Source organism: Stenotrophomonas sp., assembly GCF_059505245.1.
The window spans coordinates 104,828-130,689 of the sequence record NZ_JCACKF010000037.1; the positions used below are offsets into that span (position 1 = coordinate 104,828).

Sequence of the window (25,862 nt, forward strand, 5' to 3'; positions counted from 1 at the left end):
CGTTGTGCGTCCCGCTGTTACAGGCCCAGTGCCTTGGCCTTCAGGGCGTCATAGTCGCCCTGGGTGATCAGGCCCAGATCCAGCATTTCCTTGGCCTTCTTCAGCTTGGCCACCGGGTCGTCGGCAGCCGGGGCGACCGGCTGCTGCATGCCGCCGACACCGAACATGCCCGAGGCCATGCCGACACCGACCAGGCCAGCCGCTCCGCCGTTCTCGCCGGCGGACTGGATGCCCTGGGCGACGCTGGCCTGCAGGTTGGAATTGCCGCGCGAACCCGACAGGGCATCGGCGCGCTGCACGGTCTTCAGCAGTTCGCGGGTGTTGGCGTCGTACTCGATCGAGACGATGGCGGTCTTGACGATGGCCAGGCCGCGGTCGGACTTCCACTGGTAGCCCTGCTCGACGGCGGCAGACAGGCTCTGTGCAAAGCCCAGCGAATCCTGCTGCAGCTTGGTGATGCGGTTGCCCTTGCCCGGGTCGTTCGTGTACAGGCTGAAGGCCGGGGCCAGCGAACCGACCACTTCATTGAACAGCTGGCTGGCGGCGGCGTTGTCCAGGTCGGTGAAGTCGAACACCTGGCCCGGCTGCAGGTAGCTGGCCGGCACGAAGTTCTTCACGAACAGGATCGGGTCGACGATCTTCAGCGTGTAGGAGCCGCGCGTGACCGCACCCACCTGGGTGTTGAGGAAGCCGTCGTCCCAGTAGATTTCCGACTGGGTACCGAAGCGGTTGTCCGGCAGTTCCTTCAGCGACACGAAATACGCCGCCTGCTGCGAACCCGGCTGGCCGCCGAACTTGAAGCGCTCCCAGCTCTGCTTGATGAACGTGCTGACCAGGCCGTCGCCGGCGAAGATCGACTGCGAGTTCAGATCATCCGAACGCCACTCGTAGCCACCCGGTTCGGCGACGAACGCGGTGATCGCGCCGTCCTGGAACAGCAGCAGGCCGTAGCCCTCCGGCACGATGATCTTCGAGCCGTTGGTGATGATGTTGGACGAGCCGCTGGTATTGGAGCCGCGGCCGGCATTGGTGCCGCGCGGTACTGCCGCGAACAGGGCCGCCGTCGAGGGCAGGCCCGTGGGCACGGTGTAGAAGTCCTTCCACTGGTCGGCCAGCACACCACCCACCGCACCCTTCACCGCCTGTACCAGACCCATGTCCAACTCCCTGTGATTCGAGGGCAGGCACCATGCCTGCCGAGCTGGACTGACTATAGAGGAGCGGGATGGGCCGCCGCCACCGCCGCGCGCGCCTGCCATTCATCATGGCGCGACGGCGACGGCAGGCTTTCAGGCCATGCCGCGCGCGATCAGGGCATAGCCGATCATCAGTGCCAGGCACAGTGGCAGGGTGACGAAGGAGGCGATCATCCAGCGCAGCGCCTTGCGCGAAGCCTCGGTGGCCGCGCCGATCTGGCCGCTGGCGACCAATGACGTGCTGCGGTTGGCGTAGACGGTGGCGACGATGCCGAACGGCCAGAAGCCGGCGATGATGCTCAGGATGGCCCACATCAGGTAGTTCCTGGGGGGCACGGGTGGCGGGGTGCGGTCCATGCGGTCGATCTCCTTGATCGCGCTGCGGTCGGGAGCGCGAGTATGCGGACAGGCCGGGTGCAGCGGAAGGCTTGCCACGCGTGCGTGGTGCGCAATCTTCTGCTGGTCGATGGGTCTTTGATCGGGGGCGGCGCCGCGGCAGGCAGGCGCGGTGGCCTGCGGGCCTGGGCGAGCAGGCGGTGCAGCCGTCACGGCGGCGCAATACGTGCCCGCCCCTGGTTCGCTCAGACGCGTTGATCATCAGCGTGGATGGAATCCCGGCGCCTTGCCTTAACCTGCTTTGCGGTGCGCGGCGCACGGAAACGCGGGCGACAAATATCCGGCGCGGATATTCACGTCATTATCATGCTTATTTTCTGGAAACTCGTTTCCCATAATCCAGGGACGCGATGGCCGGAACACAGGGAGCGCCGCGTCACAGGCAGTGCCGCCCTGTGGCGCACGACCCCGGCCTGGACGACGTCCGCCTTGCCGACCTCCAGCAGCGATGGCAGTTCCCGGCACTGCGGGAGCGGGCAGCGTGCACGGCACCAGCGGTGCGACCAGCGGGTACGGCATGCGGCGTGGACGTCGCAGCATCCCGCGATGATGCCGGAGGGCCTGCATCGCGAGATCGCCCGTTGCAGATGCATCGGGTCGCCATTCCAAAGGGGAGTTTCGATGCACAGGCAAGTCAGTGAGATGCTGCAGCGCGCTTATCGGCCCTATCCGTCATTGCCCGAACTGCTGGGCGCGTTCGTGAAGGAGCTGTCCCAGCACAAGGTGATGCGGGGTGGCCAAGTGCGGTTGCGTGGTGCGGTGGCAGGGACGGCTGCGGGGTTGCCAGCTGCGTCCGGGCAAGAGGTTTCCTTGCAGCGGGTTCCCATCCGCTATGGCGGCGAGGTGCTGGGTGAGCTGCACCTGGAAGGCGAGAAGGGCCGGCTGGATGGCAGTGCCCTGGCGCTGGGGGAGCAGTTTGCCCAGCGTTGCGCGCATCTGATCAAGCGCTACGAAGCCAAGGCCTGGGCCGAACAGGCATTGAGCCGGCCGCTGTTGCTGGTCGGCGCCGGCGAGGCGCTGAAGCAGATGGATGAATTCGTGGAGCGCGCGGCGGCCAGCCCGTTGCCGGTCCTGCTGCGCGGCGAGTTTGGTACCGAGAAGATGGAGCTGGCCGCCGCCCTGCACAGTGGCGGCCCTTCCCGGCAGGGCCCGTTTGTGGAGGTGAACTGTGTTCACCCGCTGGGCGAAGCCAGCGACTGGTTCGCGCGCGCACAGGGCGGCACGCTGTACTTCCACGAAGTCGACGAACTGCCGGTGCCGCTGCAGGGGCAGCTGTCACATCGCATGCGTGGGCTGCCTGCCGCTCATGCTGAAGCGCTGGCGGCCGGCCCGATACGGGTGATCGCGTCGACCAGCGCGGACCTGGAACAACGGGTGAGAGAGAAGCAGTTCTCGCGCGCCCTGCTGGCTGGGCTGGAGTTCCTGACCGTGGATATTCCACCGCTGCGCGAACGGGTGGAGGACATCGGCGCGCTGGCGGCGCGTTCGCTGGAGCTGCATGGATTCAATCCCCGCGTGCTGGGCGACGATGTGCTGGAAGCCCTGTGCGCGCACGACTGGCCCGGCAATCTGCTGGAAATGGAGCGGGTGGTGGTCCGGCTGGCGGTGATGACCGGTGGCCGATGCATCCGTCGTGAGGATCTCGCACGCCACGCGCCGGATCTGGCTGCAGGCCACGTTGCCAGCGATGCCGGGCGCGCCCCGCAACGGCTGCCCGCGGTTGAGCAGACCGTCGGTCCTGCGCCCGCGCAGCCGGATACGCCGCGGGCAGCGCATGAAGGCCTGCACGACGGCCTGAAACGCGCCCTGGCCTACCTGAAGGACCATGCCGCGGAGCCGCTCACGCTGGGCGACCTTGCCCGTCAGGCCCATGTGAGCCAGTCACACCTGGGATTCCTGTTCCGCAGCGAGCTGGGCACGACGTTCAAGCTGCTGCTGCAGCAACTGCGCATCGAGCACGCCAAGCAGCTGCTGCGGGATGGGCAGCGCCTGCGCATTACCGATGTCGCACTGCAGGTCGGCTTCGGTGACCTGAGCCACTTCGAAAAGAGCTTCCGGCGCGCGGTAGGGGTCAGCCCGCGCAGCTACCGGCGAAGCCCGCACCAGTAAAAGCAACGCCCCGGTGCAGGCGCGGGCCTGCCCGGGGCGTTGGGATGGCGGACGCAGCGTCAGCGCGCGTTGGCTTCAGCAGCGCGCTGCACGGCCTGTTCGGCCGCTTCGTCCGCGCATCGCGCGGCCTCGGCGGCGGCCTCGACCGCGCGTTGCGAAACCTTCATCGCGGTGCGGATGCCTTCTTCACTGGCAGCCATTGCGGCGTCCGCCAGTTCCTGGGCGATCTCCATCGGGGTTCTGCCCGCCGGATGGGCGGGAGTGGGCTTGCCGGGAAGCGGGGTCGGGAAGGTCATCGTCGGTGCTCCTGCTGGGGATGAGGGGGGAACACCGTCACTGCGCTCCCCCAGGATGTGGCGCAATGCCGCCTGGGCATCGGCCAGGATCTTCTGCGCCTGTTGCCGGGCCGCCAGGCGTCCGGCAGCAACGGCCGCGCCGGCTGCCGAAGCAAAGGCCTCTGTTGCTGCCTGCACGCCATCGCCATCTGGCGCCGGAGCCGGGTTCACACTGCATCCTTCTGATAATCCACTCGCGCTTCATCGCCCAGGTAGCGGCGGGTTCGGCGGTAATCCTGCAGGGTGATCACATTGTCCTCCACCTGTATCAGCGCCTTCGCTCTGGAACCATCGATCGCGAACTGCACGCTGGCACCGTCCTGGCCGAGCCGGCCACGGGAAACCGGATGTTCGTTGAGGAATTCCTGCGCATCGCGCAGCTGCCACCGCGCGGCCTCGCGCAACCGGCTGTCATCCTGCAGCAGGTCGGGTTCGTCGTCGAAGCAGGCCGCCATCTGCTGGGCGGCCAGCGAGATGCGGGCGTAGCCGATCTGCCGGTTCGCGGCCAGGCTTGCGTCGATCGCCTCGCGCACCTGCTCTGGCGACGGCAACTGTGGCAGCTGCGGCCCGTCCAGGAAGCCGAACAGGATCGGCAGCACCTGCTGCAACGCACGGGTGGCACGCGCCAGCCGATGCTCGCGGCTGCCACCCCCTGCGCTCACCCGCTGGTAGAAGCGGAAGTAGTCGGCAAACTCGATGGGCCTGCGCGCGTGCAGCAGCGCGAAGCCGGCAGCGGCGGCCAGGTCGTCGCGCCCTGCTGCGGACATGTCCACCTCACGGGCCAGCTGGTGGAGCGCCACCGATTCGCGAAAGTCCAGCTGCTGCAGCAGGGGTGCGTCGGCCGCGCCGATCGAAGCCAGGAACGCGCGCGAGGCGCCGAGCTCGGCGTTGGTCAGCAGCCGGTGTTTTTCCAGCACTCGCTGTGCCTCGTTGTGCGACAGGCGTGTCTCGTCATCAAACTCCATGTTGCGCAGGGCACCGAGGTCGCTGGCACCAAGGCTGAGCAGCTTGACCGGACCGATCTGCAACCCGGTGCGCGGCAACCATGTCATGCGCGAACCGTGCAGGCCCTGTTGCACCCCATCAAGCATCGTGCCCTCGTCGGAGAAGGCGTAGCGGTGCTCATGCGATTCCATGGCCCACTTCAACCAGTGCTCGCCGCCGTCGATGAACTGAAGGACATGCCTGCAGGATTGACTGATCAGGTTGGCCTGGGGGATGGAACGACCGGCAATGAAAATGCTCATGCGTGGATCTCCTGGCGGCCTCACTGGGCCGGAAATTCCTTGAGGACGGTCGCAGCGGCATTGCCGACGCGGTTGAAGTCGGCGGTGGCCCCCTGCATCATGTTCTGCGCCTGCGTGAGCACCCTTGCGTACTTTTCGTCCCCCGTCGCCAGGTACTGGGCCATGGCCACGCCGGCCGCGGTGGTCGCGATGGTTGAGACATTGCGCAGGGCGTCGGCGGCATCCTGTACGGCGATCGCCGCAGACTGGGCCACCGACTGGTAGGCCTTGCCGGCACCACTGGTCGTCACGACGGTCGCTGACATGGTGGCCGTCTGCACTTGGTTGATCACATCGATGATCTGGGCGTTGACGTTGCTCGGGTCCATACGGGCTCCTTGATGGGCGGGTGGGGCCGCAGGCGGCCTGCAGTCTGTCAGGCCCCGGCGTCAGCGTCGTCCGCCGGGGAAGGGGAAGGGGAGTCTGGCGCGGGATCCTGGGCGGGACCTGCGTCCGGATCCGGACCGGACGCGGGGTCGGGCGCAGGACCGGGCGCGGGCGCTGCCGCATTGCCTGCAAGCGTTTGGAGTGCATGCAGGCTGCTGGTAGCGGCCGCAGCGTCGGCAGTGGCACCGTGGGTCTGTGCCTGCAGGACGCTGATGGCGGTCTTTCCTTCTGCGGTGGCCGCGGCGATCACCGCCGCAGGCGAAGGGGGCGCCGGCACCGGGCCGGGCAGGGGGATGACCTGCGGCGGTGGCGGCGGAGGGGGTTCCGGAGCGGGTGGCGGCACCGGCCAGGGAGCGTTGATCATCTTCGCGCAGGTGGCGGTGACCGCTGCGTTGCTGACCATGCCTGCACCCTGCTGGCGCGCGACGGCGTTGTGCATGGCGGTGCCCAGCGTCTCCAGCATCACCATGTCCAGCATGCTGAAGGACTGCGCCGGACCCTGGGCCACCAGCAGCGTCGAGGCGGCGCTGACGCTGTCGACGATCTGGCTGTTGACGGTGTTCTCACTGCTCATGACGGAACGGCTCCCTTCTGGATGATCAGGGCCAGGACCTGGGCCAGGCTTGCGCCGGCGGTCACCTGGCCGCGTTGCTGGTTGGCCACCGCGTTCTGCATTGCCAGGCCGAGGCTGTCGGCCATCGCCAGGTAGGTGGCGGACATCGCGAACGAGGGGGCAAGGGCGATCGCCACACCGGATCCGGCGCTGGTGGTTGCCAGCAGGTAGCCGGTGGCGGGCGATGCGGCCATCGATCAGGGGCCCGACGTGACGCCGCCCTGGGCGGGGGCGCGGTGGTTGGCGTCACGCCGGGCCGACACGTCAGCGCAGGCCCAGGATTTCGCGGGTGGCCACGCCGTTGGAGGCGGTGTCGATCGCATACAGCGTGGACACCCCCTGGGTGGTCGACGCCTGCATGGTCACGTAGGACTGCTGCTGGTTGTTGGTGGCGTTGTGCGCGGCGTTGGACAGCGCCTGGCTGGTGGCCACGAACAGGTTGCCCATTGCGATGGCCGGCGCATCACCAAGCACCTTGGTGTTGACCTGCGAGACCGAATCGGTGATCTGGCTGTTGACGGCGGTGGGAAATGCCATGGTGGAAGCTCCTAGGGTGGACAGCACTACAGGAACGGAGATTGCCGGCACTCAATGGAATCAGCCGAGAATCTTCCGGGTGGCGGCGCCGGTGGCGCCGGTATCGACGGCGTAGAGCAGCGCGACGCCCATCGTGGTCGCGGCCTGCGCCGTGACATACATCTGCTGCTGGGCGAGCGTCGCGTTGTGGGCGGCATTGGCCAGCGCCTGCGCGGTGGCCTGGTATAGCGTGCCCATTGCCGTGGCAGGCGCCACGCCCAGCACCTGCAGGTTGGCCTGGCTGACCGAGTCGGTGATCTGGTCGTTGACGGCCGTGGGAAATGCCATGGCTCAGCTCCTCGCCTGCCGGCGCATCACGCGCCGAGGATCTGCTTGGTGGCCACGCCGGTGGTGGCGGTGTCGATCGAGTACAGCGTGGCCACGCCCATGGTGGTGGCCGCCTGCGCCGTCACATAGGACTGCTGCTGCGCATTGGTGGCGTTGTGGGCGGCGTTGGCCAGCGCCTGCGCAGTGGCCTGGTACAGATTGCCCATGGCCACGGCGGGCGCGTCGCCCAGCACCTTGGTGTTGGCCTGGGTGACCGAATCGGTGATCTGGTCGTTTACAGCGGTCGGGAATGCCATGTCGATCTCCTTGAGGTTGGCGGGTCAGCGATGGAACGACAGATCAGGAGCCCAGGCCGCGGACGCGGGTGCTGAGGATTTCCTTGCTCGCTACCGCCGTGGTGGCGGTATCGATCGAGTACAGGGTGGCCACGCCCATGGTGGTGGCCGACTGCGCGGTGACGTAGGACTGCTGCTGCGCGTTGGTGGCGTTGTGGGCGGCGTTGGCCAGCGCCTGTGCGGTGGCCTGGTACAGATTGCCCACTGCCACGGCGGGCGCGTCGCCCAGCACCTTGGTGTTGGCCTGGGTGACCGAATCGGTGATCTGGTCGTTTACCGCGGTTGGAAATGCCATGTCCTGCTCCTGCGAAAGGGTGGAAGTGCGTGGTATCCAGTGTCACGGTGCGTTGCCTGCAGCGGCCTGGGCTTCACCGTGGGGCCAGAGTAGGAAATGGCGCCGCCGCCGGATTGGCGGAATCGACGGAGAATGCGGTGGGATCACCGTGAAGGTGCGGCGTGAATACGGCGGAACTGATGATCATCGCCGTCGTCGCCAGCGCTGGCGCGTTGCCCTGGAGCACACACAGGGCCTGCGCGTGGGTAGCGCCATCCGGCGGCGAGGGGCTGTCGGCCACAGCGTCGCCGGATCGGGCGGGTCAGAGCATGTAAGGGATCTTGAACGCCAGCGTGAAGTCCGGTGCATCCGGGGTCAGCCCGATGCCCAGCAGGGTCACCAGCGTGGTGTGCTGGTTGAGCGCGTACGTCACACCCAGATTCAGTGACGCCGCGTTGGCGTCGCTGCCAATCACTTTCATCCACTTTCCGCCCTGGAAACGGGTGGAAGCACGGGCGCTGATGCGGTCGCTGAAGGACAGGCTGAGACTGGTGCGCTCGTTGAACGCAAAGGCCACGCCGGCGCCGAAGTAGACCGAGCCGCCGAGCTTCACGTCACCCGGGTTGACCGTGTCGGGGTTGCTGTCGATGTCACTGAAACCACGCGGGAACGAATGCACGTAGCCGAGGTTGGCGAACAGGATCGCCGGATCGGCTGTCTTGACCACCGACAGCCCGACGTTGGCCTGCCACACACCATTGCCGGTCGGTTGTTCCTTGGGCACGGCGAAGCGGATGTAGTCATCGTCATCGCGCTCGATCACCTTCCAGTCCAGGCCGTAAGGTGCACGCCCGGTGGGTGCGGTCACTCCGGCGGTGAGTACGGCTTCCGGGCGCCAGCCGCGCTCGCCGAACAAGCGGTAGTTCGCACTCAGGCCGATATCGCCCAGGCCGTTGCCATTGGTTTGTTCCTGCGCGATCGCGGCCGCCGCACCGCCGGCACCGCCCTTCTGGTAGACGGTGCGCCGCGCCAGGTATGGCACGTCCAGGTTGAGCGTCAGGTTCGGACTGACGCCCCAGCGCGCGGCCAGATTGTAGGTGAGCGAATCGGACTCGACGTTCTCGATGGCGATGTTGCCGAGGAAGATCGCATCCAGCGCCAGGAAGCCATTGAGGGTGAGCTGCTTGCGGTCGTAGCGGGCGTAGGTGAGGCTGTTCTCGACGGTGAAGCGGCGCGAGAACAGCGCCGACTGCTGCTGTTTCACATCATCCACGCTGCGCCGCGATTCCTGCTTTGCCTGCTGCGCCTCGGCGGCACTGCTGGCATAGCCTTCGCTGCCCGGCGACGTCTGTAGGGTCGAGCCATGCTCGACGGGCGCAGTCGTAGACGGGGCCATCGGACCAACCTTCCCACTCAGCCGCGCCTGCATCGCCTGTACCTGCATGTCCAGTTCGCGCAGCCGCCGCACTTCCTGTGCGTAGTTGGATTTCAGCTGCTCCAGCTGGTTGGCCAGTGCCTGCACGTCGGCGCCATCGTCCGCCGCGGGTGGCGCGGCGAAGGCGGTGCCCGCCAGCGCCGCCAGCGCCAACGGGGTGATCCTCATCAGGGTGTGCATGTTCGTGTCCTGCGTTGTGGAACGCTTCCCCCAACGCCGTGCCGTGGTGCTACCGGCCCGGCCCCATGCCGCGGTTCATCGCAATCGCCTGGGCCACGTTCTGGCTCAACGGCAGGTTGCCGCCCGCGGTATCCCGCACCAGCTCCAGCCGCAGCTGGTTGCTGGCGATCTGGCCGTCACCGGCCAGGGCGATGCCCTGGCCGACGCTGCCGTTGCGTATCCATTGCTGGACCAGGCCCTGGCCATCTACCTGCAACAGCAGGCGTGCCTGGTTGCCGTCGAGCACCGCAGAGGCCGAGACGCCTGCGGCGTGTGCACTGATCGAATGGGCACCGTCACCCGGCAGGGCCGGCACCGCGCCATTGCGTACCACCAGCGTGGTGGCATTGCGGGCGACGTTGCCATCGCCGGCCACCTGCACGCTCTGCACCACGCCGCTGGCGTTGGCCAGGCCGCTGCTGTCGATGTGGCGACCCTGCGTGTCCGGCAGCGGCGCATCTGCGGCGGTCACGTGCACGCTGGGCTGGAAGCTCATCTTCGGGCTGCCGCCGCCGCGGAAGTCCATGCCCAGGGTCAACGCACCCTGCAACACGCTTCCGTTGCTGGCCTGCCACCGCGAGACCATCGTCACCCCGAACCAGGCGACGGTATTGCCGCCCACGGTGTAGCGGCCCCGCATCAGGTTCAGTTCGGGATCCGGGATTTCCTTCAGGCCGCGCCCGGGCGCCGCGTCCGCCGCCTGCAGGGGCAGGGCGGGGCAGGCCAGCAGCAGGACCATCAACAGGCGGTGACGGAACATGGCGGAACCTCCTTCAGAACAGGTCGGCGTGGCTGAAGCCGAAGTCGACCAGTTCGGCATCGGTGATCGGCCCCTGTCGCGCGTAGAGCGCGCGGGCACTGGGCCGTTCGCTGGGTTGCAGCAGGACCGTGTTGCGATCGAAATCGCTGCCGATCACCACGAAGACGGCACGCGATGGCCACGCAGCGAGGAATTCAGGCAGCGCCAGGCTGCGGTTGCCGAGGATGGGATCAGCCACCTCGACCACACCGTCGCGCACCTGCTTGAGCACCACGAAGTGGCGGAAGCCGCGCACGTCCATCAGCACAAGACCGGGAACGCGAAGCGTGCGCAGGCGTGTTTCATCGATACGATAGCCGCGCCCGCGCATGCCCAGCGATTCCACGTAGCGCTTGATGTCGAGCAGCGAGAAACCACGCTCGGCCACCAGCGCTGGATCGGACACCCCCATCATTCCTTCGATCACGGTCGCTTCGTCGGTCTGCAGGTGATAGGCATGGCGCAGGATGGTTGCCAGTGCGGCCGCCCCGCAGCTGTAATCGGTGTGCTGCCGCACCACGTTGCGGTAGCGCCGTTCCTGCATGCTTTCCACCTTCTGCTGCAGCAGTGCGCCATTGGGCAGCACGCCGGCGAAGCCGACGTCGCCCGCCCGCGCCGATGCACCGCCCAGCAACAGCAGGCAGGCCAGCAGGCATATCGACAGACGGTGGCCGAGCATCACGTTCTCCAGCAGCAGGAGGGAGCCCCTGCCCCAAGGGGGAGGAGGAACAGGGGCTCCCGGGAACCCGGCCATTGGCGGACGGCCGGGGTGGTGCACTTACTCGCCGTTGCCGCCACCACCGCCGGTGCTGGGCTGGGCTACGGCCAGGGCCAGGCTGTTGGCCTGCAGGTTGCCGGTGCCCGCCGCCACGTTCACGCCGATGTTGCCGGAGGCGCCGGAGAAGGCACTGCCGGACAAGGCCGACGTGTTGGTGGCGTTGACGTTCACCCAGCGCGTGGTGCTGACCGTGCCGCTCAGGCTGGCGTACAGATCGGCCACGCCCAGTTCGACGAACTGGCTGGAGCCGCTTTCACGCGTATCGAAGCCCAGGCCGCCCACCCCCGGCCGGTTGGGGTTCATCGTGGCGTTCTGGATCTCGTTGTCCAGGTCGATGTGGCCGGTACTGTTGCCACCCGGATGCGGCAGTGCGCCGTTCCACGTATCCAGGTAATAGTTGGCCATCTGGTAGGCATTGCCGGTGCCGCGGTAGGTGCCGGCGCCATAGCCCCACGTCAGGCCGCTGACGCCGCCATGCAGGCCGACCTGCACGGTATCGGTGTAGGACTGCACGAAGCCGGCATTGCTGACCGTGTTGCCGGTGGAGACCTGGTTGGAGCTGATGCTCGACTGCGCCACCGCCGTGGTTGCGACGGAGGCCGCGAGCGCGTTCTTCTGCTCGTTGTTGTTGCCCGAGGCGATGTTGACGCCGATGTTGCCCGACGCACCGCCGAAGGCATTGCCACCGAGACCTGCGGCATTGGTGACGCCGGAGTTCATGGTGGCGTTGCCGAAGCCGGCCTGGTTGACGAACACCTCGGCGTCGGCCATGCCGAAGCTGAAGGACGCATCGGCAGCGGACAGCGACGCAGCATTGTCCTGGGCGTTGTTGTCGCCCGATACCACGTTGAAGCCCAGGTTGCCGGAGGCGCCGGCACCCACACTGTCACCGATGGACGCACTGTTGGTGACCAGGCTGTTGCTGGTGGCGTTGCTGCTGATCGACTGGCGGTTGTCGATCACCGCAATGGCCGCCGAGTCGAGGTCGATGTCGCCGGTGATGGTGGGGTCGCCGGAGAAATTGACGTCGGTGCTGAGGCGCAGGTCCTTCTCCAGGTTCACGTCGACGCCGTGGTTGTTCTTTTCCTTGCGCTCGTCGGCCTGGATGGTGCTGTGCTTCTGCACATTGACGTTGACGGTGCGGTTGCGTACGTCGTTGTCGGTGTGGTTGTGGGTGTCGTTGCGGGTCTCGCTGACGGTGTGGTTGTGGTTGATGTTCGCGTTGGCGTTCTGGTTGTCCCAGCCATTGGCCGCAGCGGCGGTCGAGGCAGTGGCAATCGCCATGGCGAGCATGGTCCGTTTGACGGTCGCTTTCATGGTGCCCTCTCTCTCATCGGGTGGTGCATCGGTTGGGTGGTTGTCACGGGAGGTCCTGCACGATCAGGCCCAGCACATTGGCCGTGTCGTTGCCGCTGCCCGCGATCTGATTGAGTTGCAGGACCCCGTCGAATCCCCGCAGCGCGGTGCTGGTGACACCGGCGCTGCGGGTGCCGGTCGCGACGCCGCGACCGGCGTCGTCCCGCCCCCCTGCCAACGCGGAACCTTCGGCGGCCAAGGCCGTATCGTCGGATTCGCGTATGCCCTGTCTGGCCAGCGTCGCGCTGACGACGTTGAGCGTCGTGTTGGCGATGCCGCTGGCCTGGTTGATGGATGCGATGCCGCTGGCACCGGCCAGCGCGTTGCCGTCGATGACGGCGGTGGCGTGCGCCGGTGCGCTCAGCACGCGGTTGCCGGCCTGCAGTTGCCGGTTGCCGATCGACACGTCGGCGCGTTCGCCGGTGGCGATGCCATGCAGGTTGGCCTGCAGGTTGAGGTCACCGGCCGCCTGGTTCACCGCGATGGCGCCGTTTGCACCCGCCAGGGCGTGACCGTCGATGCGGGCCACGTCGAGGTAGGCGAGCATGCCGCTGTAGTCGTCGGCCTGCGCCATCAACGGCGTGGCAAACAGGACCAGCAGCAGCCAACGTGCCCGCTTCACTTGCCACCTGCCGGGGCCGGGCCCTGCAACGGGAACTGGGCGAGCGCGCCGCGCACGGTATCGCCGATGCCGCGGGTGCTGTTCCCGACCGCGCCCAGTGGGCCACCCAGTGCGCCACCGAGGCTGCTGCCGAGCATGCCGTCACTGCTGCGTCCCAGCGTGCCGCCCAGGGCCTGCTGGGCGACCCGTTCGACGGTGGTGCCAGTGGGGGTCGCGGTCGCAGCCGTGTGCCCCGCCCCAATGCCGGCATAGTCCTCATCGCTCAGCTCATCCATCGCGTTTGCCGGGGTACCCGCACCGAGCGCCAACGCAATCTCGCGCTGCGGTTTCGGATCGGCGATCAGCGCCATGCCCGGGGGCGCCATGCGATAGGCCGGTCGCGCGGCCACATCCCGCAACAGGACGATTTCGCCCGGTTGTGCCTTCACGCCCTGGCGGGCACCGGAGGCAGAGGCGCCCGCGGCTGCCGACAGCAGGGCCACGGCCAGCATTGCCAGCAGGCCGCGAATGGGGGTGATGCCGTCCATGCCGATCTCCCGTGATGGGTGCGGCGGAACCACGCATCATCCGTGCCAACCCTGAAAGGCTTGGCCGCCAGGGGGGCGGGCACTGGCGGGCGTGGGGCGTTGCTGCTGCACTGATACAGCCGTGTGGAAAAAATGTTGGGATTGCGCAGCGCCAAGCGCCGCAGGGCAAGGCAGGCGGCCGACTGTCGCACCGGTGTTACAGGTGCCGCCGCGGACTGTAACGATGCCGCTTCAGCCAGTGCTTTCTTGACGCGCCGCTCATTGCGCCGCCGTTTAGCGCAGCGCTAGGATCCGCGCAACAAAGGCCGCCGCGGTGGCCGTAGAGGTCCCGGCGGAGGGGCGGCACGCCGGTGATTGCCTGACAGTCCGCCGACGGTGTCCGGATGCTGGGGGAAGCATGGCAGCGGTCCCGGAGGCTTCTGCGTCACGATGCGTGCTCTGGTTCGGCGAGCCGCTGGCGAACGAGCGCAGCGCGCTGGCGGCCGCAGGCTGGTACGTGCGTCGCATCCATCCCGACCCGGCGATGGCCATCGGCCTGCGCGGGCGCGACCGGCTGCTCGCCGTGCTGGATCTTCGCCATCTGGATGCGCCGGCCCAGCAATTGCTGGCGCCGTGGATCGAACAGCACGCGCATCTGACCTGGCTGGCGGTGCTGCCGCCTGGCGCAGGGCCCACGCCTGCAGCGTGGCTGCCCTTGTTGCAGCGTTGCATCTCGCGGTTCACGCTGCCTTTCGGCCTGCTGGACCTGGTGGCGGCGATGCGCCAGCAGTTCGACGCGGAGGATACGTCTGCCGACGAAGTGTGCGGCGGGCAGGGGCCGCGCGCATTGATCGGCGAGAGTCCTGCGCTGCATGCGGTGCGCACCGTACTGCACAAGTTCGCGCCGGTCGATCTGCCGGTGCTGGTCACCGGCGAGACCGGCACCGGCAAGGAGTTGGCGGCACATGCACTGCACGCGTTGTCCGGCCGTGCGGGCAAGCCGTTCATCGCGGTCAACTGCGGTGCCATCCCTGCGAACCTGGTGCAGTCGGAGCTGTTCGGCCACGAGCGTGGCTCGTTCACCGGTGCCGACAAGCGCCAGATCGGCGTATTCGAGGCCGCATCCGGCGGAACCGTGTTCCTTGACGAGGTGGGCGACCTGCCGGCCGAAGCGCAGACCAGCCTGTTGCGCGTGCTGCAGGAAGGTACGTTCGAGCGGGTCGGCAGCAGCCAGCCGCTGCGGGCGGACGTGCGTGTACTGGCTGCCACCCATGTGGAACTGGAGCACGCGGTGGCGCAGGTGCGGTTCCGCAGCGATCTCTACTATCGCCTCAACGTGCTGCGCCTGCTGATGCCACCGCTGCGCGAGCGCGGCGCTGATGTGCAGCTGCTGGCGGAACATTTCCTGCGCTGCTTCCGCCTGCGCCACAGCGTGCGTGCACGTGGCTTTGCACCCGCTGCGCTGCAGGCGATGCGGCGTTTCGAATGGCCCGGCAACGTGCGCGAACTGCTGAACCGGGTGCAGCGGGCGGCGATCATGGCCGAAGGCGAGCTGATCAGCGAGCGTGACCTCGAACTGGGAGGGCCCGTGCATGCGCCGCCGGGGGCGGTGCTGCACGATGCCCGCGGCCAGGCCGAACGTGATGTGCTGCTGCAGACGCTGCGGCAGACCGGCTACAACGTCTCCGAGTGCGCGCGGCAGATGCAGATCTCGCGGGTGACCGTGTATCGGCTGTGCCGCAAGCATCGGCTGGAGCTGCCGGCGCAGCGCTGATCAGCCGGCCGGCACGTGCTTGAACAGGCGCAGTGGCGTGCCTGGAAGACGCTCGATCACGCCCTTGGCCTCCAGGTCCAGCTGCACGGCTTTCAGCCACCAACCGGCCGTGGCGCCTTGCGGAAACAGCGATGCGGGCAGGTGCGGCAACAGCGCCTGCTTCGCCTGCGCCACCGTCATCCCGCGAGGTTGCCTGGGCAAGGCACGCAGCAGGGCCGCGCGCATGGCCATGTACTTGGCGCGATCCACGCGCTGGATGTGCCCGGGCGTGGTGATGCTCTCGATCTCGATCCGCTCGGGCTCAGGCATGGCTGTCTCCCGTGATCTCGATGCGTGGGCTGCGGAAGCCCATGGAGATCCACGCCTTCAACAGCCGGGCATAGAACCGCAGCGAGTGGGTCTTCAGGTTGGGCACATCGCCGGGAAGGACAGACGCGTCGGGAAGATCGTTGACCATCGTCCGCATCTCCACGGCGGGGCGTATCGCGTCCGGCCACAACAGCCCATACAGGCTCAGCCAATGGCCACCGCTGAACTCCAGGAAGAGCGGCGTATTGCAGCAGCCCGCCACGACGCGGCGGCTGCCGGCCGTGCTGGACAACCGCCACGCGTGCAGCCGGGAATGCCCGGCATCGATGCGGACGCGATCCTTGCGCTGCATTACGAAATGCGTCTGGCCCTGAGGCCCCAGCACCTGCGGTGCGCCGGGCATCGCCTGCATCCGGGCGCCGGCCCTGCGGCAGCTGTCGCAGCAGCATTCGACGCTGGCGATGGGGCTGCCGGTGGTGGTCAGGCGGACCTGGCCGCAGGCGCAGGCAAGGGACTGTTGGGAAGGCATCTGCATTTTCTCCTGGGGTACTCAACCTCTCGACGAACGGGCGCGTGGGAAATCGACACCCACTGCCTTCAGGGCGGCATCATCCGGTAGCGGACGCGGTACAGGTCCAGTCCCTCACCACCGGCGCGTCGCGCCGAGTAGGTCAGCGTGTCGCGGCGCGAGCCATCCAGCATCGCGCCGTAGCTGTCGCCGCTGGGCGCGTTCACGGGCGATGGCAAAGCATGGCCTGCGTCATAGCGGCCTCCACGTTCGTAGGCAATGAACTGGCGCACCGGTGCACTGCCGAAGTCCTGGGCGCGGGCAAATACCACCGTTCGGCCGTCGCCCAGGAAGGTGGCATCGAACTCCTGCGCTGCGGTATTGAGGTCTCCCGCCAGCGGCCGTGCCGGCTGCGCGACGCCGCCGATCATCGCCGCGCTGTAGAGGTCATGGCCGCCAGCACCGCCCGCACGATCGCTGGAGAACAACAGCGTACGACCGTCGGGCGAGAGCATCGGCGCGAACTCATCGGCCGCGCTGTTCACTGCGGGGCCAAGATTGACTGGCTCCCCGAATCGACCGTCGCTCCCCATGCTGACCCGATACAGATCGTCACCGCCCCGGCCGCCTGCGCGGTCCGAGCAGAAATACACCACGCGCCCATCTGCGGAAAATGCGGGATCGAAGTCGCGCCCCGGCGTGTTGAACGGCACTGGCGTGGCCGGCCGCCAGCGGTCACCTTCGCGGTGCGAGATCCAGATGTCGTAGCCCCCAGCCCCCCCCGGCCGGTTGCGGCTGAACCACAGGGCGGTATTGCCGTCCGGACTCAGGGTCAGCCGGATCTCGTCATGCTGTGTGGAGGCAATGCCGGGGGCGAACCGCTCGGCGGGGCCGATGATCCGCAGCACCACGGGCGGGGAGGGCACGGGCAATGCCGATGCCAGCAGCATCACGGCCAGAAGCGCCTTCATGCCTGTCGCTCGAAGTCGCTGACCCAGTTGGTTTCCCAACTGCGTCCACCATCGGCGGAGGCCGCCTGTTCCCAGCGCGCCGAACGCGGGGTGATGCGTGACCAGATCACCCGCGTCTGGATCGCCCGTCCCTCGTGCTGGTCCTCGCCGAAGAAGCGGCCGACACCGGCCTCGAATCCCCCACGCAGTGGCGCGCCGATCCGGGTCGGCGCGCGGCCATCCAGCCACCAGCTCAGCCAGTGCCGCTCGGCCGCATTCCAGGCGCGGATGCCCATGCCGCGCAGCGGTGCTCCAGGCACGTCCATCAGGTTGTCGCCCACGTTGCCGAATCCGCCCAGTACCGGCCAGTTGTGCAGGGTGCCGTTGAACGCGTCCCACGCATCGCTGCCTGCCAGCCGAGCCCGCAGGCGGCGATGGCGCACGTTCCAATGGCCCACCAGGAAATCAAAATCGCCCGGTGCATCCGGCAGCTTCGGAAGCGGAGTGGGGATCGCAGCAGTGCGGCGGAACCAGTTGCGCCAGTTCACTTCCCAATGGGCACCGGCATCGTCGGAGAACGCCTGCTCCCACCACGGCTCATCGCCGTGGATGTCATGCCAGCGGAACCAGACCTCGATGGGGCGTCCCTCGAAGTCATCGCGACCACGGAAGCTGCCGCCATCGCCTGCGAAGGCGCCGCGCACGGGCGCTTCGATATGGGCAGGGGTGCGCCCATCGATCCACCAGATCGACCAGGTGGAAGACACCGGATCGAAGGCACGCACGCCCAGGCCCCTGTAGGGGCCCGAAGGCAGTGCCATGACGTTGTCATCGATGGTGCCGAGCCCGCCCAGGGTGAGCCAGACCGCGCTGGCGCCGGTGAAGGCGTCCCAGCGGGTATCGCCCACCAGGCGCTCCTTCAGGCGTTGGTGCCGGACCTGCCAGTTGCCCTGCAACCATTTCCAGTCTGCGCTGGGGCTGGCCAGGGCCCACCCGGAGGGCAGGGCGGTGGACGCTGCCGTGGCGGCCAGGGTGGCCAGGAACTGCCGTCGATCCATGTGCGTTATCCCGTGCCGGAGGTGCCTCCATCGTTGCGCGTGCGAGGGGGATTGACCACGTGGAAATCGGGGCTCAGGCTAAGCCACACTTATGGTGACCCAACGCCAGCTGCCATCGCTTGTCGCCATCCGCGCCTTCGAGGCGGCGGCACGGCTGGGCAGTTTCGCCCGCGCCGCCGAGGAGCTCGATACCAGTGCGGCATCGGTGAGTTACCACGTGCGCCGGCTGGAGGCCCAGACCGGGACCTGCCTGTTCCTGCGCCACGCCCAGCATGTGGAATTGACCGCCGCCGGTGCGAGCGTCGCAGTGGAGGCCACCCGGGCCTTCGACGCGCTGCGCGCCAGTTTCATGCGCGCCGCTGACATGGATGCAGCACGACTGCGCCTGTCCGTTCTGCCGACGCTGGGCACCAGCTGGTTGACGCCGCGCCTGGGCAGTTTCCGCGCGCGCCATCGAAGCATCGTGCTGGAACTGGACCTGTCGGCAGAGCCGCAGGACCTGGCCGCCGGGCGTTTCGATGCCGCCATCCGCAACGGGCATGGTGCGTGGCCCGGGCTGCAGGCCACGCCCCTGTTCCCCAGCATTTTCACTCCGCTGTGCGCGCCAGCGCTGCTGCCGGCGGCAGACGGGCTCGGTCGGCGGGCGTTGGAGGTTCCACTGCTCGGCAGGCCTGACTGGTGGGCGCTGTGGTTTTCCGCACATGGTGCTGTTCGGCCACCGGACCCGGAGAGCTTCGTCACCCCCTTTGCGATGGAGCATCTGGATGTAGGTGCTGCCATTGCCGGGCAGGGCATCGCCATCGGCTCGCCGATCCTGTTCCAGGCCGAACTGGACAGTGGGCGCCTGGTGCAGGCACATCCCGGTGTGGCCAGCGACGGGCGTGGTTTCTGGTTCGTGGCACCGACGGCGCGCAGCCGCAGCGCCAAGGTCATCGCATTCGGTGACTGGCTGGGCGAGCAGGCCGCGCAGGCCAGGCGTGCGTCGCGACATCATCTGGCACACGCGGTGACGCCATGAACCAGAGCCCGGAACTGTTGCGGCGCCTGCTGCGTGCCAAGGACCGGATGGACCACGCCAGTCACGAGGACTGGCCGGTGGCCCGCCTGGCCGAGGTCAGTGCGGTATCGCCTGCGCATTTCGCGCGTTCGTTCAAGCAGGCATTCGGCCTGCCGCCGCACCGCTACCTGCTCAGCCGCCGCATCGAACGGGCCGTGGCGATGCTGCGTGACACCGAGCTGCCGGTCACCGAGATCGCCGCGCAGACCGGCTGGAGCAGCCTGGGTACCTTCGGGCGCATCTTTCGTGACATCACCGGCGACAGCCCGGGCAATGTGCGCCAGCGCGAGCGCGCCGGCGAGGCGACGCCAGCCAGCGTGCCGGAATGCCACGCACGTGCCGCGCAGCGACCGGACCTGAACATCGCAGTTTTGGAGAAGCGCCGCCGCGAGGCGGTTGCTAACGTGGATCCCACCTGAGGGAGGTCCCATGACAAACACTGTTAACACGGTCGGCCTGTATGTGCGCAACCAGGATGAGGCGCTCGCGTTCTACGTCGGCACGCTCGGCTTCGAAGTGCATACCGACGTGCGCAATGGCAGCTACCGCTGGCTGACGGTGCGCAGCCCCGGCCAGGACGGATTCCAGCTGGGCCTGTTCGTGCCCGGTCCGCCCACCCACGATGCGGCCACCGCGCAGGCGCTGCAGCAGCTGGTGGCCAAGGGCGCAATGCCGCCGCTGGTGCTGGCCGTGGATGACTGCCAGGCGCGCTACACGCAATGGCTGGCGCAGGGCGTGGAGTTCACCCAGGCGCCGGTCGAACGCTACGGCGCCATCGATGCGGGGTTCCGCGACCCGTCCGGCAATGGCTGGAAGATGATCGAAGCGCGCTCCGAAGCGAGGCGCCGTCAATGAGCCGCGGTGGCTGGGCGCGGCCCGTACATCGCTGGACCTCGATCGTCTTCACCCTGGCGGTGATCGCCAACTTCGTCGTCCGCGGGCTGGGGCAGGGCGAGCCTGCAGCGTGGATCACCTATTCGCCGTTGCCGCCACTGTTCCTGCAGCTGTTCACCGGCCTGTACCTGTTCGTGCTGCATTACGCCGGGAAACGCCGCGGCGCCGCACTGGGCGCTGCGGGCTGAGGCCGCCTCAGGCGGCTGCGTCGGCGGCGTAGGCCGCCAGCACTGCCGGCAGCTGCTCCATGCGCTGGAAGATCACCTTCGCGCCCGCAGCGCGCAGGGCCTCCGGCGTGCTGTGGTGCGGGCCGCCCTCGCTGAAACCAAACACGGTCGCACCTGCCGCGACGCCGGCGGTGGCGCCGGTCACGGTGTCTTCGATCACCGCGCAGCGCGTCGGATCCACGCCCAGCGCTGCGGCGGCGGCCAGATAGACATCCGGGTGAGGCTTGGTGTTCGGCATGTCCTGGCCACTGAACACATGGGCACCGAAGGCATCAAGGATGCCGACCTTGCCCAGCTGCAGCTTCACCTTGAACAGGTCGGCACCGGAGGCGCAGGCAATCCGCCCGCCGGTGGCCGCGGCAATCGCACGCACGGCCTCGGGCGCCCCCTGGATCGCCTCTAGGTCCTGCTCCAGCGCACGGTTGCGCTGCTGGCGGAATTCCTCCAGCCATTGCTCGGTGAACGGCTTGCCGGTGCGCTCTGCGATCAGCCCGGCCAGATGAGCCACGGATTGGCCGAGGAAGACCTCGCCCGCCTGCGCCGGGGTCAGCGGCCAGCCGCGTGCGGTCAGCATTTCCGAGAGCACACGGGCCACCAGCGGCTCGGAATCGACCAGTACGCCGTCGCAGTCGAACAGCACGGCATCGAAGGGGAAACGGGACATCTACTACTCCGGGAACAGCCAAAGGGGCGACGTGCCCGCCATTTTCCCATAGCGGGTCGAGCGGGGCACGCGGGCCACAGGAACGCTAGACTGCCAGGTCAGCCCGCCCAGCGCCTGCACGGGAATACGCCTTGAACCGATTGCGATCATTCTTCAGTGCGTACCCCATCAAGTTCGCGATGGCCGCCAAGCTTTACGTGCTCTGCCTGTATCTGCCCGTAGCCCTCCGCCTGGTCGAATTCGGGCGCCGTCTGGGCCCGCCCGAGGCCTCACGTGAAATCGGCTACGCGCTGGCTGAGCTCGGTTTCAGGCTGAGTCTCTTCGCCGGAGCGGCGGTACTGGTGTCGATGCTGCTGTTCGGGCGTCGCGGCGCGCTGCGGATCCGGCATCCGGTGATCGCTTCGGTCGCCTTTTTCGGGTTGCTGATCGTGCTTGATCGCGCCATGCGCATTCCGATGGCGCAGTTGCCGTTTCCAGTCTACAGCGTCGCAGCCATCAGTCTGATGCCGCTTGCGCATGCACTGGTCCTCACGCTGCTGGCCTTGGTGCCGGCGCTGCTGATGCAGCGGCGCATCCCTGCCGAGGGCGGGCACCATCACCTCATCAGTGCCAGCATCGCCGGCGCGGTGACGCTGGTGGCCGGCAGCTGCCTGCTTCCCATCCTGGTGGCGCAGCTGCCGGTGGGATTCTCGCCCGGCGAGTTCATCATGCCCGTTGCCGACGGCGCCGCGCAGCTGCAGATTGCGAGCCTGATCCTGCTGGTGGCCTACGCGCTGGCCACGTTTGCCGGCCTATGGGCCGGCGCGCCGTCGCCGGAACCCGCATCGACGGCGCGCACGATGGTGGTGTCGCTGATCCTGCTTGCCACGGCGCTGCTGATCATCCCGGCCAGCATGGCTTATCTTCTGCGAGCGCTGTCCGCTGGGGCGCCGACGACAGGTCGCGGGCTTGTCGTTGCCACCGTCGTCGGCGCCGCAGTGCAGTTCCTGCTGGCCAGAGTGCTGGCGTCACGATGGCTGCGCGCACAGGCATCGTGACGTTCCTCTGCCCCCCGATCAGCCCAGGTCACACCCGGCCGGCTGCGGCCAGGTGGTGGCCGGCAGCATGTTCTTCAGCGAGGCCGGCGCGTTGATCGCCACGTAGCTGGCGCCCAGCAGTTCCTCCAGATCCGCAATCGTCACCAGGTAGTTGTCCAGGCTGCCCAGGTTGGCCTCGTTGGGGATGATCCAGCTGATCGCCTTGGCGGTTCCGGTGTTCGGGTCGCGGGTGATGATCGTCTTCCAGAAGAACTCCGGCGTCGGAATGCCATGGCTGGCCAGGAAATAATCGTTGGCGGCATCGCCGTAGACCACGCCACCGTAGACGTCCACCGGCGCGATGTCGCGGTAGCACTCGGCCACGTTCTCGGCCTTCACCCAGATGCCCTGGTTGAAGCTGGACACCTGCGGCACGATGTTGGTCATGTAGTTGGCGCGACGGATGTAGGTCGCGTCGTAATCCATGTGGTTGGACGTCACCAGATGGCCACGGTCATAGCCGGATTTGATGCTGGCGTAGGACGCGGTGCTGGTCTGGCCCAGGCAACCGGCCGGCAGGTCCGGGTCCTTGTAGAAGCTGGACGGCCGTGCGGCCGAACCGGTATCGGCGGTGAGCGTGTACTCGTAACGGGTGGCGCTGTGGATGCCGCAGTCGTAGGTGAGCACGAAGCCGCCCTTGTTGAGGGTGACTACCTGGGCCTGGGCTGCGCCGGCAAAGGCGCTGAGGACGAAGGCAAAGACGAAGCTTGCAAGGCGCATTGCGATTCTCCAGCAAAGAGTTCAGGACGCAGCTGCCCGCCACGACCAGGCCGGGCCTGTGTCATGTGAAGGCGTTGCGGATACGGGTGATGCGGAGTGCAGTAGAGCGAGGCCGCGATGAGGAGGCCCGGAGGGCCGCGCGGTGTCGCAAGCGTCACAAGCTGTCGTCTTTTGGTCAACGACGAGAACGCGAAGCTGTGACCGGGTGCAAGCACTGGTGATGTGTCAGATCACGCGGTCCGTGGCTGACATGCGTACGTGCTAAGCACCCTGCAGGTGTGAAGTGCATGCTGGACCGCGCATCCTCCGCGGCCCGGTTCCGCACCGATTGGCTCTACAAGGAAGCCTCTTGCCCAGCATCCGGCGCCAGGCAGGCGGCCCTGCTTTGCTCGCTCGAGTCCGCAATGACCGCCTCGCTGAAACCACTTCGGCTCAAGTACAGGCGATTCCACCGATCCAGGGCATCGCCGTCACGCGCCCAACAGGCGTAGCGTGTAATGGTCTCCAGATTGTCGATGGTCGGGTAGCGCTGTGCGATTTCGTCCAGCCCCTGGCGCATCAGCGGCCAATCGGGTGTCGCCGCGCGGAAGTGATCGGCCGAATACGCGGTGGCTGACCAGTACAGCCGTGCGTAGCGCATGGCCCGCTTTTTCTTCGGGATACTGGCCATCGAGCGCCGTGCGAAGGCTTCCATCTTCTGTGCGCTGCCGCCCCAGGCCGGCGTGAAGTGCTGCAGGGCAATGAAGTGCAGCGGCTCGTAGTCGGGGAAGGCCTTCGCTGCACGGTCGACGAGCGTCAGTAGTTCTTCGTCATCCGCGCCCTCGCGCAGCGCGATCAGCACGCTCATCTCGTGCCAGAACGGGTCGCCGCCGGCAAGGCCCTCATGCGATTGCAGGTAGGCCTGCGAAGCCGCGTTGTACTCATGGAACTGAGCCCAGTCTTCGGCATTGACGGTGTTGGCGTAACCATTTCCGCGGTAGCTCCAGGCCAGGTTGAGCGGAATCCGTGCAGTCATCAGGTGGGCTGCCGGCGACTTTGGCGCATGCTGAACCCAGCGCGCCGCCCAGGCCGACCAGCGGTTCCAGGCCTCCACCTCCTGCCGCGCCGTGCCGATTGCACGCGACATGCAGAGGTAGAAACGGCCCAGCCGGGATTCGCCGGCGGCGTTGAGCTCGCCCGTGCGGAGGCGCGCGGCCATCGCGTCCAGTGCCGGAAAGTCGTCGTTGGACATCAACTGCGCGATTTCGCTGCAGTCATCCGTGACGTCAGGGTCCCGGGCCGCCACGACTGAAGGGGCGAACAGACTGGCCACGCTCAAGAGCGTGCCGACGAAGAGCGTCCTGCGCATCGGGGGGGCCTCCTTGCATTGATGGGAGCCTGCGGAGGACCGCAGTGCCGCGAAGCATACCAAGGTGCGCTTTGCGCCATGCTGCGTCGCAAGGTGCCAGCCACCATTCGCACTGGTACGGTCCGACCCGTTGCACCACCACCGACGGGGAGAGACGACGATGCGCAAGCTTTTGCTGCTGTTGATCCTGCTGACCGGCCTGGCGCCCACCGCCTGGGCCGCCACGGTCAAGACCACCCATCGCACCATTCCCAACTGGGATGGCACGCCTCTCGGGGCCTTCGTCATCGAGCCGCAGGATGCCGGCAGCGGGCGCTATCCGCTGCTGGTCATGCCCAGCAGCTGGGCGGTGCCCAGCGTGGAGTACGTGGGCGTGGCACAGTCGCTGGCGCAGCGCGGCTATGTGGTCATCAGCTACAGCTCGCGCGGCTTCTGGGAGTCGGGTGGCAGCATCGACATCGCCGGGCCCGCCACGGTCGAGGATGTCAGCGCGCTGATCGACTGGGCGCTGGACAACACCCGCGCCGATCCGGCCAGGATCGGGGTCTCGGGCATCTCCTATGGCGCCGGCACCAGCCTGTTGGCGGCGGCGCGCGACCCCCGCATCAAGGCCGTTGCCGCACTCAGTGGCTGGGCCGACCTGCAGGCGTCGCTGTACAGCCATGACACACCCAGCGCCCAGGGCATCGCCCTGCTGGTGGCGGCGGGCCTGGCCACCGGCCGCCCCGGCGCGGAGCTGGCCACCATCAACCGCAATGTGCTGGTCGGCAATTACCAGGGGGCGGTGGACTCGCTGCTGCCGGTGGCCGCACAGCGCAGCCCGGCCAGCAGCCTTGAAGAGATCAACGCCAACCAGCCGGCGGTATTCCTCGCCAATGCCTTCAATGACAGCCTGTTCCCGCCGGGCCAGCTGGTCGATTTCTTCAACCGCCTGAAGGGGCCCAAGCAGCTGCAGTTGCGCCACGGCGACCATGCCCTCAACGAGGCCTTCGGTGCGTTCGGCATTCCCAATGAGGTCTATGCCGCCGTGGGCGACTGGTTCGACCACTACCTGAAGGGCGTGGCCAATGGCATCGATCGCCAGGCAGCGGTGCAGCTGAAGTCGCAGAAGGGCAGCTGGAGCCGCTATCCGGACTGGCAGGCCACCAATGCGGGCGCCGTCAGCTACGGCCTGACCGCACCCTCCGGTTTGCTGCTGCCCACCGGCGGCCTGGCAGAGAACGGTGGCGCTACCGGCTGGAGCTACCGCATCGGCAGCGGGCTGCTGACGGCTGCCAATTCCGGCGTGGTGATGGCCTCCGGTGCACTGCAGATGATCAACCTGCCGCCCGGCGCCTATGTACCGTTCGTCGGCCGCAACGCCGCCGGCGTCTGGCAGGGCCCGATCTACTGGAGCGCACGTCGCCTGGATGGCGCACCGGAAGTGCGGGTGACGGTGACGCCCAGCCGCGCCAATACCACGCTGTATGCCTACCTGTATGCCGAAGACGCGCTGGGCAACGGCCAGCTGGTCAGCCACAAGCCCTACACCCTGCGCGGGGCCGCGCCCGGCCAGCCGAAAACAATCGATCTCCGCCTGGAAGCCAGCAGCTGGAACCTCCCGGCCGGCAGCCGCCTGACCCTGGTGGTCGATACCGTGGACCTGCGCTATGCAGGCATCAGCCAGCTGGGCGGTGCGGTGACCTTCAGCTCACCGGCCAACGCGCCTTCGGTGCTGAAGGTGCCCCTGCATTGACGTGGCGCCGCGCCCGTTGCGGCGGGCGCGGC

At 67.6% G+C, this 25,862-nt stretch carries 32 protein-coding genes; 8 read left to right on the plus strand and 24 right to left on the minus strand.

Annotation, left to right across the window (positions count from 1 at the left end; all coding sequences use genetic code 11):
* Positions 1–17 precede the first annotated feature (17 nt).
* The gene (locus AC5JLE_RS13850; protein ID WP_014647262.1) at positions 18–1,157 is read right to left on the minus strand and encodes an SPFH domain-containing protein; all 1,140 of its coding nucleotides are present in this window, start codon (positions 1,155–1,157) and stop codon (positions 18–20) included.
* A 132-nt stretch (positions 1,158–1,289) separates the two neighbouring features.
* Positions 1,290–1,553 carry a CD225/dispanin family protein gene (locus AC5JLE_RS13855; protein ID WP_032956532.1) on the minus strand — a complete coding sequence of 88 codons (264 nt, stop codon included), beginning with the start codon at positions 1,551–1,553 and terminating at the stop codon, positions 1,290–1,292.
* Between the two features lie 660 nt (positions 1,554–2,213).
* Between AC5JLE_RS13855 and AC5JLE_RS13860 the strand changes: the two genes are divergently transcribed.
* Positions 2,214–3,701 (plus strand): helix-turn-helix domain-containing protein, encoded by a 1,488-nt coding sequence (locus tag AC5JLE_RS13860; protein ID WP_164109337.1) that lies wholly within the window; start codon positions 2,214–2,216, stop codon positions 3,699–3,701.
* A 59-nt stretch (positions 3,702–3,760) separates the two neighbouring features.
* Here AC5JLE_RS13860 and AC5JLE_RS13865 read toward each other — a convergent pair whose 3' ends face one another.
* The 15 genes from AC5JLE_RS13865 to AC5JLE_RS13935 all read right to left on the minus strand — a co-directional run bounded on the left by AC5JLE_RS13865 (position 3,761) and on the right by AC5JLE_RS13935 (position 13,531).
* Complete coding sequence (locus AC5JLE_RS13865) at positions 3,761–4,207, minus strand: hypothetical protein (RefSeq protein ID WP_014647259.1); 447 nt, start codon at positions 4,205–4,207, stop codon at positions 3,761–3,763.
* Positions 4,204–5,283: a hypothetical protein gene (locus AC5JLE_RS13870; protein ID WP_197561230.1), complete on the minus strand. Its 1,080-nt coding sequence runs from the start codon at positions 5,281–5,283 to the stop codon at positions 4,204–4,206. The genes AC5JLE_RS13865 and AC5JLE_RS13870 overlap by 4 nt, the downstream gene beginning before the upstream one ends.
* A gap of 20 nt (positions 5,284–5,303) precedes the next feature.
* The gene (locus tag AC5JLE_RS13875; RefSeq protein ID WP_046430815.1) at positions 5,304–5,651 is read right to left on the minus strand and encodes a hypothetical protein; all 348 of its coding nucleotides are present in this window, start codon (positions 5,649–5,651) and stop codon (positions 5,304–5,306) included.
* Positions 5,652–5,698: 47 nt separating this feature from the next.
* Positions 5,699–6,283, minus strand: coding sequence for a RebB family R body protein (locus tag AC5JLE_RS13880; protein ID WP_049406879.1), 585 nt, complete (start codon positions 6,281–6,283; stop codon positions 5,699–5,701).
* Positions 6,280–6,516: a RebB family R body protein gene (locus tag AC5JLE_RS13885; protein WP_032957589.1), complete on the minus strand. Its 237-nt coding sequence runs from the start codon at positions 6,514–6,516 to the stop codon at positions 6,280–6,282. Before AC5JLE_RS13885 ends, AC5JLE_RS13880 begins: the two co-directional genes overlap by 4 nt.
* Before the next feature lie 70 nt (positions 6,517–6,586).
* The gene (locus tag AC5JLE_RS13890) at positions 6,587–6,859 is read right to left on the minus strand and encodes a RebB family R body protein (RefSeq protein ID WP_005416651.1); all 273 of its coding nucleotides are present in this window, start codon (positions 6,857–6,859) and stop codon (positions 6,587–6,589) included.
* A 60-nt stretch (positions 6,860–6,919) separates the two neighbouring features.
* Entirely contained in the window at positions 6,920–7,186 is a 267-nt protein-coding gene (locus tag AC5JLE_RS13895) for a RebB family R body protein (RefSeq protein ID WP_006446865.1), read from the minus strand.
* Between the two features lie 26 nt (positions 7,187–7,212).
* Entirely contained in the window at positions 7,213–7,482 is a 270-nt protein-coding gene (locus AC5JLE_RS13900; RefSeq protein ID WP_005416649.1) for a RebB family R body protein, read from the minus strand.
* A 43-nt stretch (positions 7,483–7,525) separates the two neighbouring features.
* Positions 7,526–7,816, minus strand: a complete 291-nt coding sequence (locus AC5JLE_RS13905; RefSeq protein WP_005416648.1) for a RebB family R body protein — start codon at positions 7,814–7,816, stop codon at positions 7,526–7,528.
* Between the two features lie 301 nt (positions 7,817–8,117).
* Positions 8,118–9,410, minus strand: a complete 1,293-nt coding sequence (locus AC5JLE_RS13910) for a transporter (RefSeq protein ID WP_134966317.1) — start codon at positions 9,408–9,410, stop codon at positions 8,118–8,120.
* Positions 9,411–9,459: 49 nt separating this feature from the next.
* Positions 9,460–10,209 carry a hypothetical protein gene (locus tag AC5JLE_RS13915; RefSeq protein WP_197561231.1) on the minus strand — a complete coding sequence of 250 codons (750 nt, stop codon included), beginning with the start codon at positions 10,207–10,209 and terminating at the stop codon, positions 9,460–9,462.
* A 13-nt stretch (positions 10,210–10,222) separates the two neighbouring features.
* The gene (locus AC5JLE_RS13920; RefSeq protein WP_197561232.1) at positions 10,223–10,927 is read right to left on the minus strand and encodes a C39 family peptidase; all 705 of its coding nucleotides are present in this window, start codon (positions 10,925–10,927) and stop codon (positions 10,223–10,225) included.
* A 99-nt stretch (positions 10,928–11,026) separates the two neighbouring features.
* Complete coding sequence (locus tag AC5JLE_RS13925; protein ID WP_032957581.1) at positions 11,027–12,343, minus strand: FapB/FapC family functional amyloid domain-containing protein; 1,317 nt, start codon at positions 12,341–12,343, stop codon at positions 11,027–11,029.
* 43 nt (positions 12,344–12,386) lie between these two features.
* Positions 12,387–12,956 carry a FapB/FapC family functional amyloid domain-containing protein gene (locus AC5JLE_RS13930; RefSeq protein ID WP_197561237.1) on the minus strand — a complete coding sequence of 190 codons (570 nt, stop codon included), beginning with the start codon at positions 12,954–12,956 and terminating at the stop codon, positions 12,387–12,389.
* Positions 12,957–13,000: 44 nt separating this feature from the next.
* Positions 13,001–13,531 carry a FapA family amyloid fibril periplasmic chaperone gene (locus AC5JLE_RS13935; RefSeq protein WP_197561233.1) on the minus strand — a complete coding sequence of 177 codons (531 nt, stop codon included), beginning with the start codon at positions 13,529–13,531 and terminating at the stop codon, positions 13,001–13,003.
* A gap of 397 nt (positions 13,532–13,928) precedes the next feature.
* Here AC5JLE_RS13935 and AC5JLE_RS13940 point away from each other — a divergent pair, with 397 nt between their 5' ends.
* Positions 13,929–15,284, plus strand: a complete 1,356-nt coding sequence (locus AC5JLE_RS13940) for a sigma-54 interaction domain-containing protein (protein ID WP_478443544.1) — start codon at positions 13,929–13,931, stop codon at positions 15,282–15,284.
* On the opposite strand, the gene AC5JLE_RS13945 is transcribed toward AC5JLE_RS13940, so the two are convergent.
* From AC5JLE_RS13945 to AC5JLE_RS13960, 4 genes are all read right to left on the minus strand, one after another.
* Positions 15,285–15,593, minus strand: a complete 309-nt coding sequence (locus AC5JLE_RS13945; protein ID WP_046430794.1) for a DUF6958 family protein — start codon at positions 15,591–15,593, stop codon at positions 15,285–15,287.
* A complete protein-coding gene (locus AC5JLE_RS13950) occupies positions 15,586–16,128 on the minus strand; it encodes a GFA family protein (protein ID WP_049403927.1) in 543 nt (180 codons plus the stop codon). The genes AC5JLE_RS13945 and AC5JLE_RS13950 overlap by 8 nt, the downstream gene beginning before the upstream one ends.
* A 62-nt stretch (positions 16,129–16,190) precedes the next feature.
* A complete protein-coding gene (locus tag AC5JLE_RS13955; RefSeq protein WP_049403928.1) occupies positions 16,191–17,072 on the minus strand; it encodes a TolB family protein in 882 nt (293 codons plus the stop codon).
* Positions 17,069–18,109, minus strand: coding sequence for a hypothetical protein (locus AC5JLE_RS13960; protein ID WP_049403930.1), 1,041 nt, complete (start codon positions 18,107–18,109; stop codon positions 17,069–17,071). Before AC5JLE_RS13960 ends, AC5JLE_RS13955 begins: the two co-directional genes overlap by 4 nt.
* Before the next feature lie 91 nt (positions 18,110–18,200).
* On the opposite strand from AC5JLE_RS13960, the gene AC5JLE_RS13965 reads away from it, so the two are divergent.
* The 4 genes from AC5JLE_RS13965 to AC5JLE_RS13980 are packed head-to-tail and all read left to right on the plus strand — an operon-like array spanning position 18,201 to position 20,248.
* On the plus strand, positions 18,201–19,127 hold the full coding sequence (locus tag AC5JLE_RS13965) for a LysR substrate-binding domain-containing protein (RefSeq protein ID WP_032957569.1): 927 nt from the start codon (positions 18,201–18,203) through the stop codon (positions 19,125–19,127).
* On the plus strand, positions 19,124–19,585 hold the full coding sequence (locus tag AC5JLE_RS13970) for a helix-turn-helix domain-containing protein (RefSeq protein WP_014647242.1): 462 nt from the start codon (positions 19,124–19,126) through the stop codon (positions 19,583–19,585). Before AC5JLE_RS13965 ends, AC5JLE_RS13970 begins: the two co-directional genes overlap by 4 nt.
* Before the next feature lie 10 nt (positions 19,586–19,595).
* On the plus strand, positions 19,596–20,021 hold the full coding sequence (locus AC5JLE_RS13975) for a VOC family protein (RefSeq protein WP_241883905.1): 426 nt from the start codon (positions 19,596–19,598) through the stop codon (positions 20,019–20,021).
* Positions 20,018–20,248 carry a hypothetical protein gene (locus AC5JLE_RS13980; RefSeq protein ID WP_032957563.1) on the plus strand — a complete coding sequence of 77 codons (231 nt, stop codon included), beginning with the start codon at positions 20,018–20,020 and terminating at the stop codon, positions 20,246–20,248. The genes AC5JLE_RS13975 and AC5JLE_RS13980 overlap by 4 nt, the downstream gene beginning before the upstream one ends.
* A 7-nt stretch (positions 20,249–20,255) precedes the next feature.
* Here the strand turns inward: AC5JLE_RS13980 and AC5JLE_RS13985 are convergent, their stop codons facing one another.
* A complete protein-coding gene (locus AC5JLE_RS13985) occupies positions 20,256–20,951 on the minus strand; it encodes an HAD family hydrolase (RefSeq protein ID WP_241883904.1) in 696 nt (231 codons plus the stop codon).
* Positions 20,952–21,130: 179 nt separating this feature from the next.
* Here AC5JLE_RS13985 and AC5JLE_RS13990 point away from each other — a divergent pair, with 179 nt between their 5' ends.
* A complete protein-coding gene (locus tag AC5JLE_RS13990; RefSeq protein ID WP_496065389.1) occupies positions 21,131–21,988 on the plus strand; it encodes a hypothetical protein in 858 nt (285 codons plus the stop codon).
* An 18-nt stretch (positions 21,989–22,006) separates the two neighbouring features.
* Here the strand turns inward: AC5JLE_RS13990 and AC5JLE_RS13995 are convergent, their stop codons facing one another.
* Together AC5JLE_RS13995 and AC5JLE_RS14000 are read right to left on the minus strand one after the other, a co-directional pair.
* Positions 22,007–22,747 carry a DNA/RNA non-specific endonuclease gene (locus tag AC5JLE_RS13995; protein ID WP_032957559.1) on the minus strand — a complete coding sequence of 247 codons (741 nt, stop codon included), beginning with the start codon at positions 22,745–22,747 and terminating at the stop codon, positions 22,007–22,009.
* Between the two features lie 334 nt (positions 22,748–23,081).
* Positions 23,082–24,095 (minus strand): hypothetical protein, encoded by a 1,014-nt coding sequence (locus AC5JLE_RS14000; RefSeq protein ID WP_496065390.1) that lies wholly within the window; start codon positions 24,093–24,095, stop codon positions 23,082–23,084.
* A 160-nt stretch (positions 24,096–24,255) separates the two neighbouring features.
* Between AC5JLE_RS14000 and AC5JLE_RS14005 the strand changes: the two genes are divergently transcribed.
* The gene (locus AC5JLE_RS14005) at positions 24,256–25,830 is read left to right on the plus strand and encodes a S15 peptidase family protein (RefSeq protein WP_496065391.1); all 1,575 of its coding nucleotides are present in this window, start codon (positions 24,256–24,258) and stop codon (positions 25,828–25,830) included.
* Positions 25,831–25,862: the final 32 nt, after the last annotated feature.

Bases quoted from the DNA above. Each gene is read 5' to 3' on its own strand.
- AC5JLE_RS13850 (WP_014647262.1), bottom strand. From the start codon at position 1,157: ATGGGTCTGGTACAGGCGGTGAAGGGTGCGGTGGGTGGTGTGCTGGCC.
- AC5JLE_RS13855 (WP_032956532.1), bottom strand. From the start codon at position 1,553: ATGGACCGCACCCCGCCACCCGTGCCCCCCAGGAACTACCTGATGTGG.
- AC5JLE_RS13860 (WP_164109337.1), top strand. From the start codon at position 2,214: ATGCACAGGCAAGTCAGTGAGATGCTGCAGCGCGCTTATCGGCCCTAT.
- AC5JLE_RS13870 (WP_197561230.1), bottom strand. From the start codon at position 5,283: ATGAGCATTTTCATTGCCGGTCGTTCCATCCCCCAGGCCAACCTGATC.
- AC5JLE_RS13875 (WP_046430815.1), bottom strand. From the start codon at position 5,651: ATGGACCCGAGCAACGTCAACGCCCAGATCATCGATGTGATCAACCAA.
- AC5JLE_RS13880 (WP_049406879.1), bottom strand. From the start codon at position 6,283: ATGAGCAGTGAGAACACCGTCAACAGCCAGATCGTCGACAGCGTCAGC.
- AC5JLE_RS13885 (WP_032957589.1), bottom strand. From the start codon at position 6,516: ATGGCCGCATCGCCCGCCACCGGCTACCTGCTGGCAACCACCAGCGCC.
- AC5JLE_RS13890 (WP_005416651.1), bottom strand. From the start codon at position 6,859: ATGGCATTTCCCACCGCCGTCAACAGCCAGATCACCGATTCGGTCTCG.
- AC5JLE_RS13895 (WP_006446865.1), bottom strand. From the start codon at position 7,186: ATGGCATTTCCCACGGCCGTCAACGACCAGATCACCGACTCGGTCAGC.
- AC5JLE_RS13900 (WP_005416649.1), bottom strand. From the start codon at position 7,482: ATGGCATTCCCGACCGCTGTAAACGACCAGATCACCGATTCGGTCACC.
- AC5JLE_RS13905 (WP_005416648.1), bottom strand. From the start codon at position 7,816: ATGGCATTTCCAACCGCGGTAAACGACCAGATCACCGATTCGGTCACC.
- AC5JLE_RS13910 (WP_134966317.1), bottom strand. From the start codon at position 9,410: ATGCACACCCTGATGAGGATCACCCCGTTGGCGCTGGCGGCGCTGGCG.
- AC5JLE_RS13915 (WP_197561231.1), bottom strand. From the start codon at position 10,209: ATGTTCCGTCACCGCCTGTTGATGGTCCTGCTGCTGGCCTGCCCCGCC.
- AC5JLE_RS13920 (WP_197561232.1), bottom strand. From the start codon at position 10,927: ATGCTCGGCCACCGTCTGTCGATATGCCTGCTGGCCTGCCTGCTGTTG.
- AC5JLE_RS13925 (WP_032957581.1), bottom strand. From the start codon at position 12,343: ATGAAAGCGACCGTCAAACGGACCATGCTCGCCATGGCGATTGCCACT.
- AC5JLE_RS13930 (WP_197561237.1), bottom strand. From the start codon at position 12,956: ATGGCGCAGGCCGACGACTACAGCGGCATGCTCGCCTACCTCGACGTG.
- AC5JLE_RS13935 (WP_197561233.1), bottom strand. From the start codon at position 13,531: ATGGACGGCATCACCCCCATTCGCGGCCTGCTGGCAATGCTGGCCGTG.
- AC5JLE_RS13940 (WP_478443544.1), top strand. From the start codon at position 13,929: ATGGCAGCGGTCCCGGAGGCTTCTGCGTCACGATGCGTGCTCTGGTTC.
- AC5JLE_RS13945 (WP_046430794.1), bottom strand. From the start codon at position 15,593: ATGCCTGAGCCCGAGCGGATCGAGATCGAGAGCATCACCACGCCCGGG.
- AC5JLE_RS13950 (WP_049403927.1), bottom strand. From the start codon at position 16,128: ATGCAGATGCCTTCCCAACAGTCCCTTGCCTGCGCCTGCGGCCAGGTC.
- AC5JLE_RS13955 (WP_049403928.1), bottom strand. From the start codon at position 17,072: ATGAAGGCGCTTCTGGCCGTGATGCTGCTGGCATCGGCATTGCCCGTG.
- AC5JLE_RS13960 (WP_049403930.1), bottom strand. From the start codon at position 18,109: ATGGATCGACGGCAGTTCCTGGCCACCCTGGCCGCCACGGCAGCGTCC.
- AC5JLE_RS13965 (WP_032957569.1), top strand. From the start codon at position 18,201: ATGGTGACCCAACGCCAGCTGCCATCGCTTGTCGCCATCCGCGCCTTC.
- AC5JLE_RS13970 (WP_014647242.1), top strand. From the start codon at position 19,124: ATGAACCAGAGCCCGGAACTGTTGCGGCGCCTGCTGCGTGCCAAGGAC.
- AC5JLE_RS13975 (WP_241883905.1), top strand. From the start codon at position 19,596: ATGACAAACACTGTTAACACGGTCGGCCTGTATGTGCGCAACCAGGAT.
- AC5JLE_RS13980 (WP_032957563.1), top strand. From the start codon at position 20,018: ATGAGCCGCGGTGGCTGGGCGCGGCCCGTACATCGCTGGACCTCGATC.
- AC5JLE_RS13985 (WP_241883904.1), bottom strand. From the start codon at position 20,951: ATGTCCCGTTTCCCCTTCGATGCCGTGCTGTTCGACTGCGACGGCGTA.
- AC5JLE_RS13990 (WP_496065389.1), top strand. From the start codon at position 21,131: ATGGCCGCCAAGCTTTACGTGCTCTGCCTGTATCTGCCCGTAGCCCTC.
- AC5JLE_RS13995 (WP_032957559.1), bottom strand. From the start codon at position 22,747: ATGCGCCTTGCAAGCTTCGTCTTTGCCTTCGTCCTCAGCGCCTTTGCC.
- AC5JLE_RS14000 (WP_496065390.1), bottom strand. From the start codon at position 24,095: ATGCGCAGGACGCTCTTCGTCGGCACGCTCTTGAGCGTGGCCAGTCTG.
- AC5JLE_RS14005 (WP_496065391.1), top strand. From the start codon at position 24,256: ATGCGCAAGCTTTTGCTGCTGTTGATCCTGCTGACCGGCCTGGCGCCC.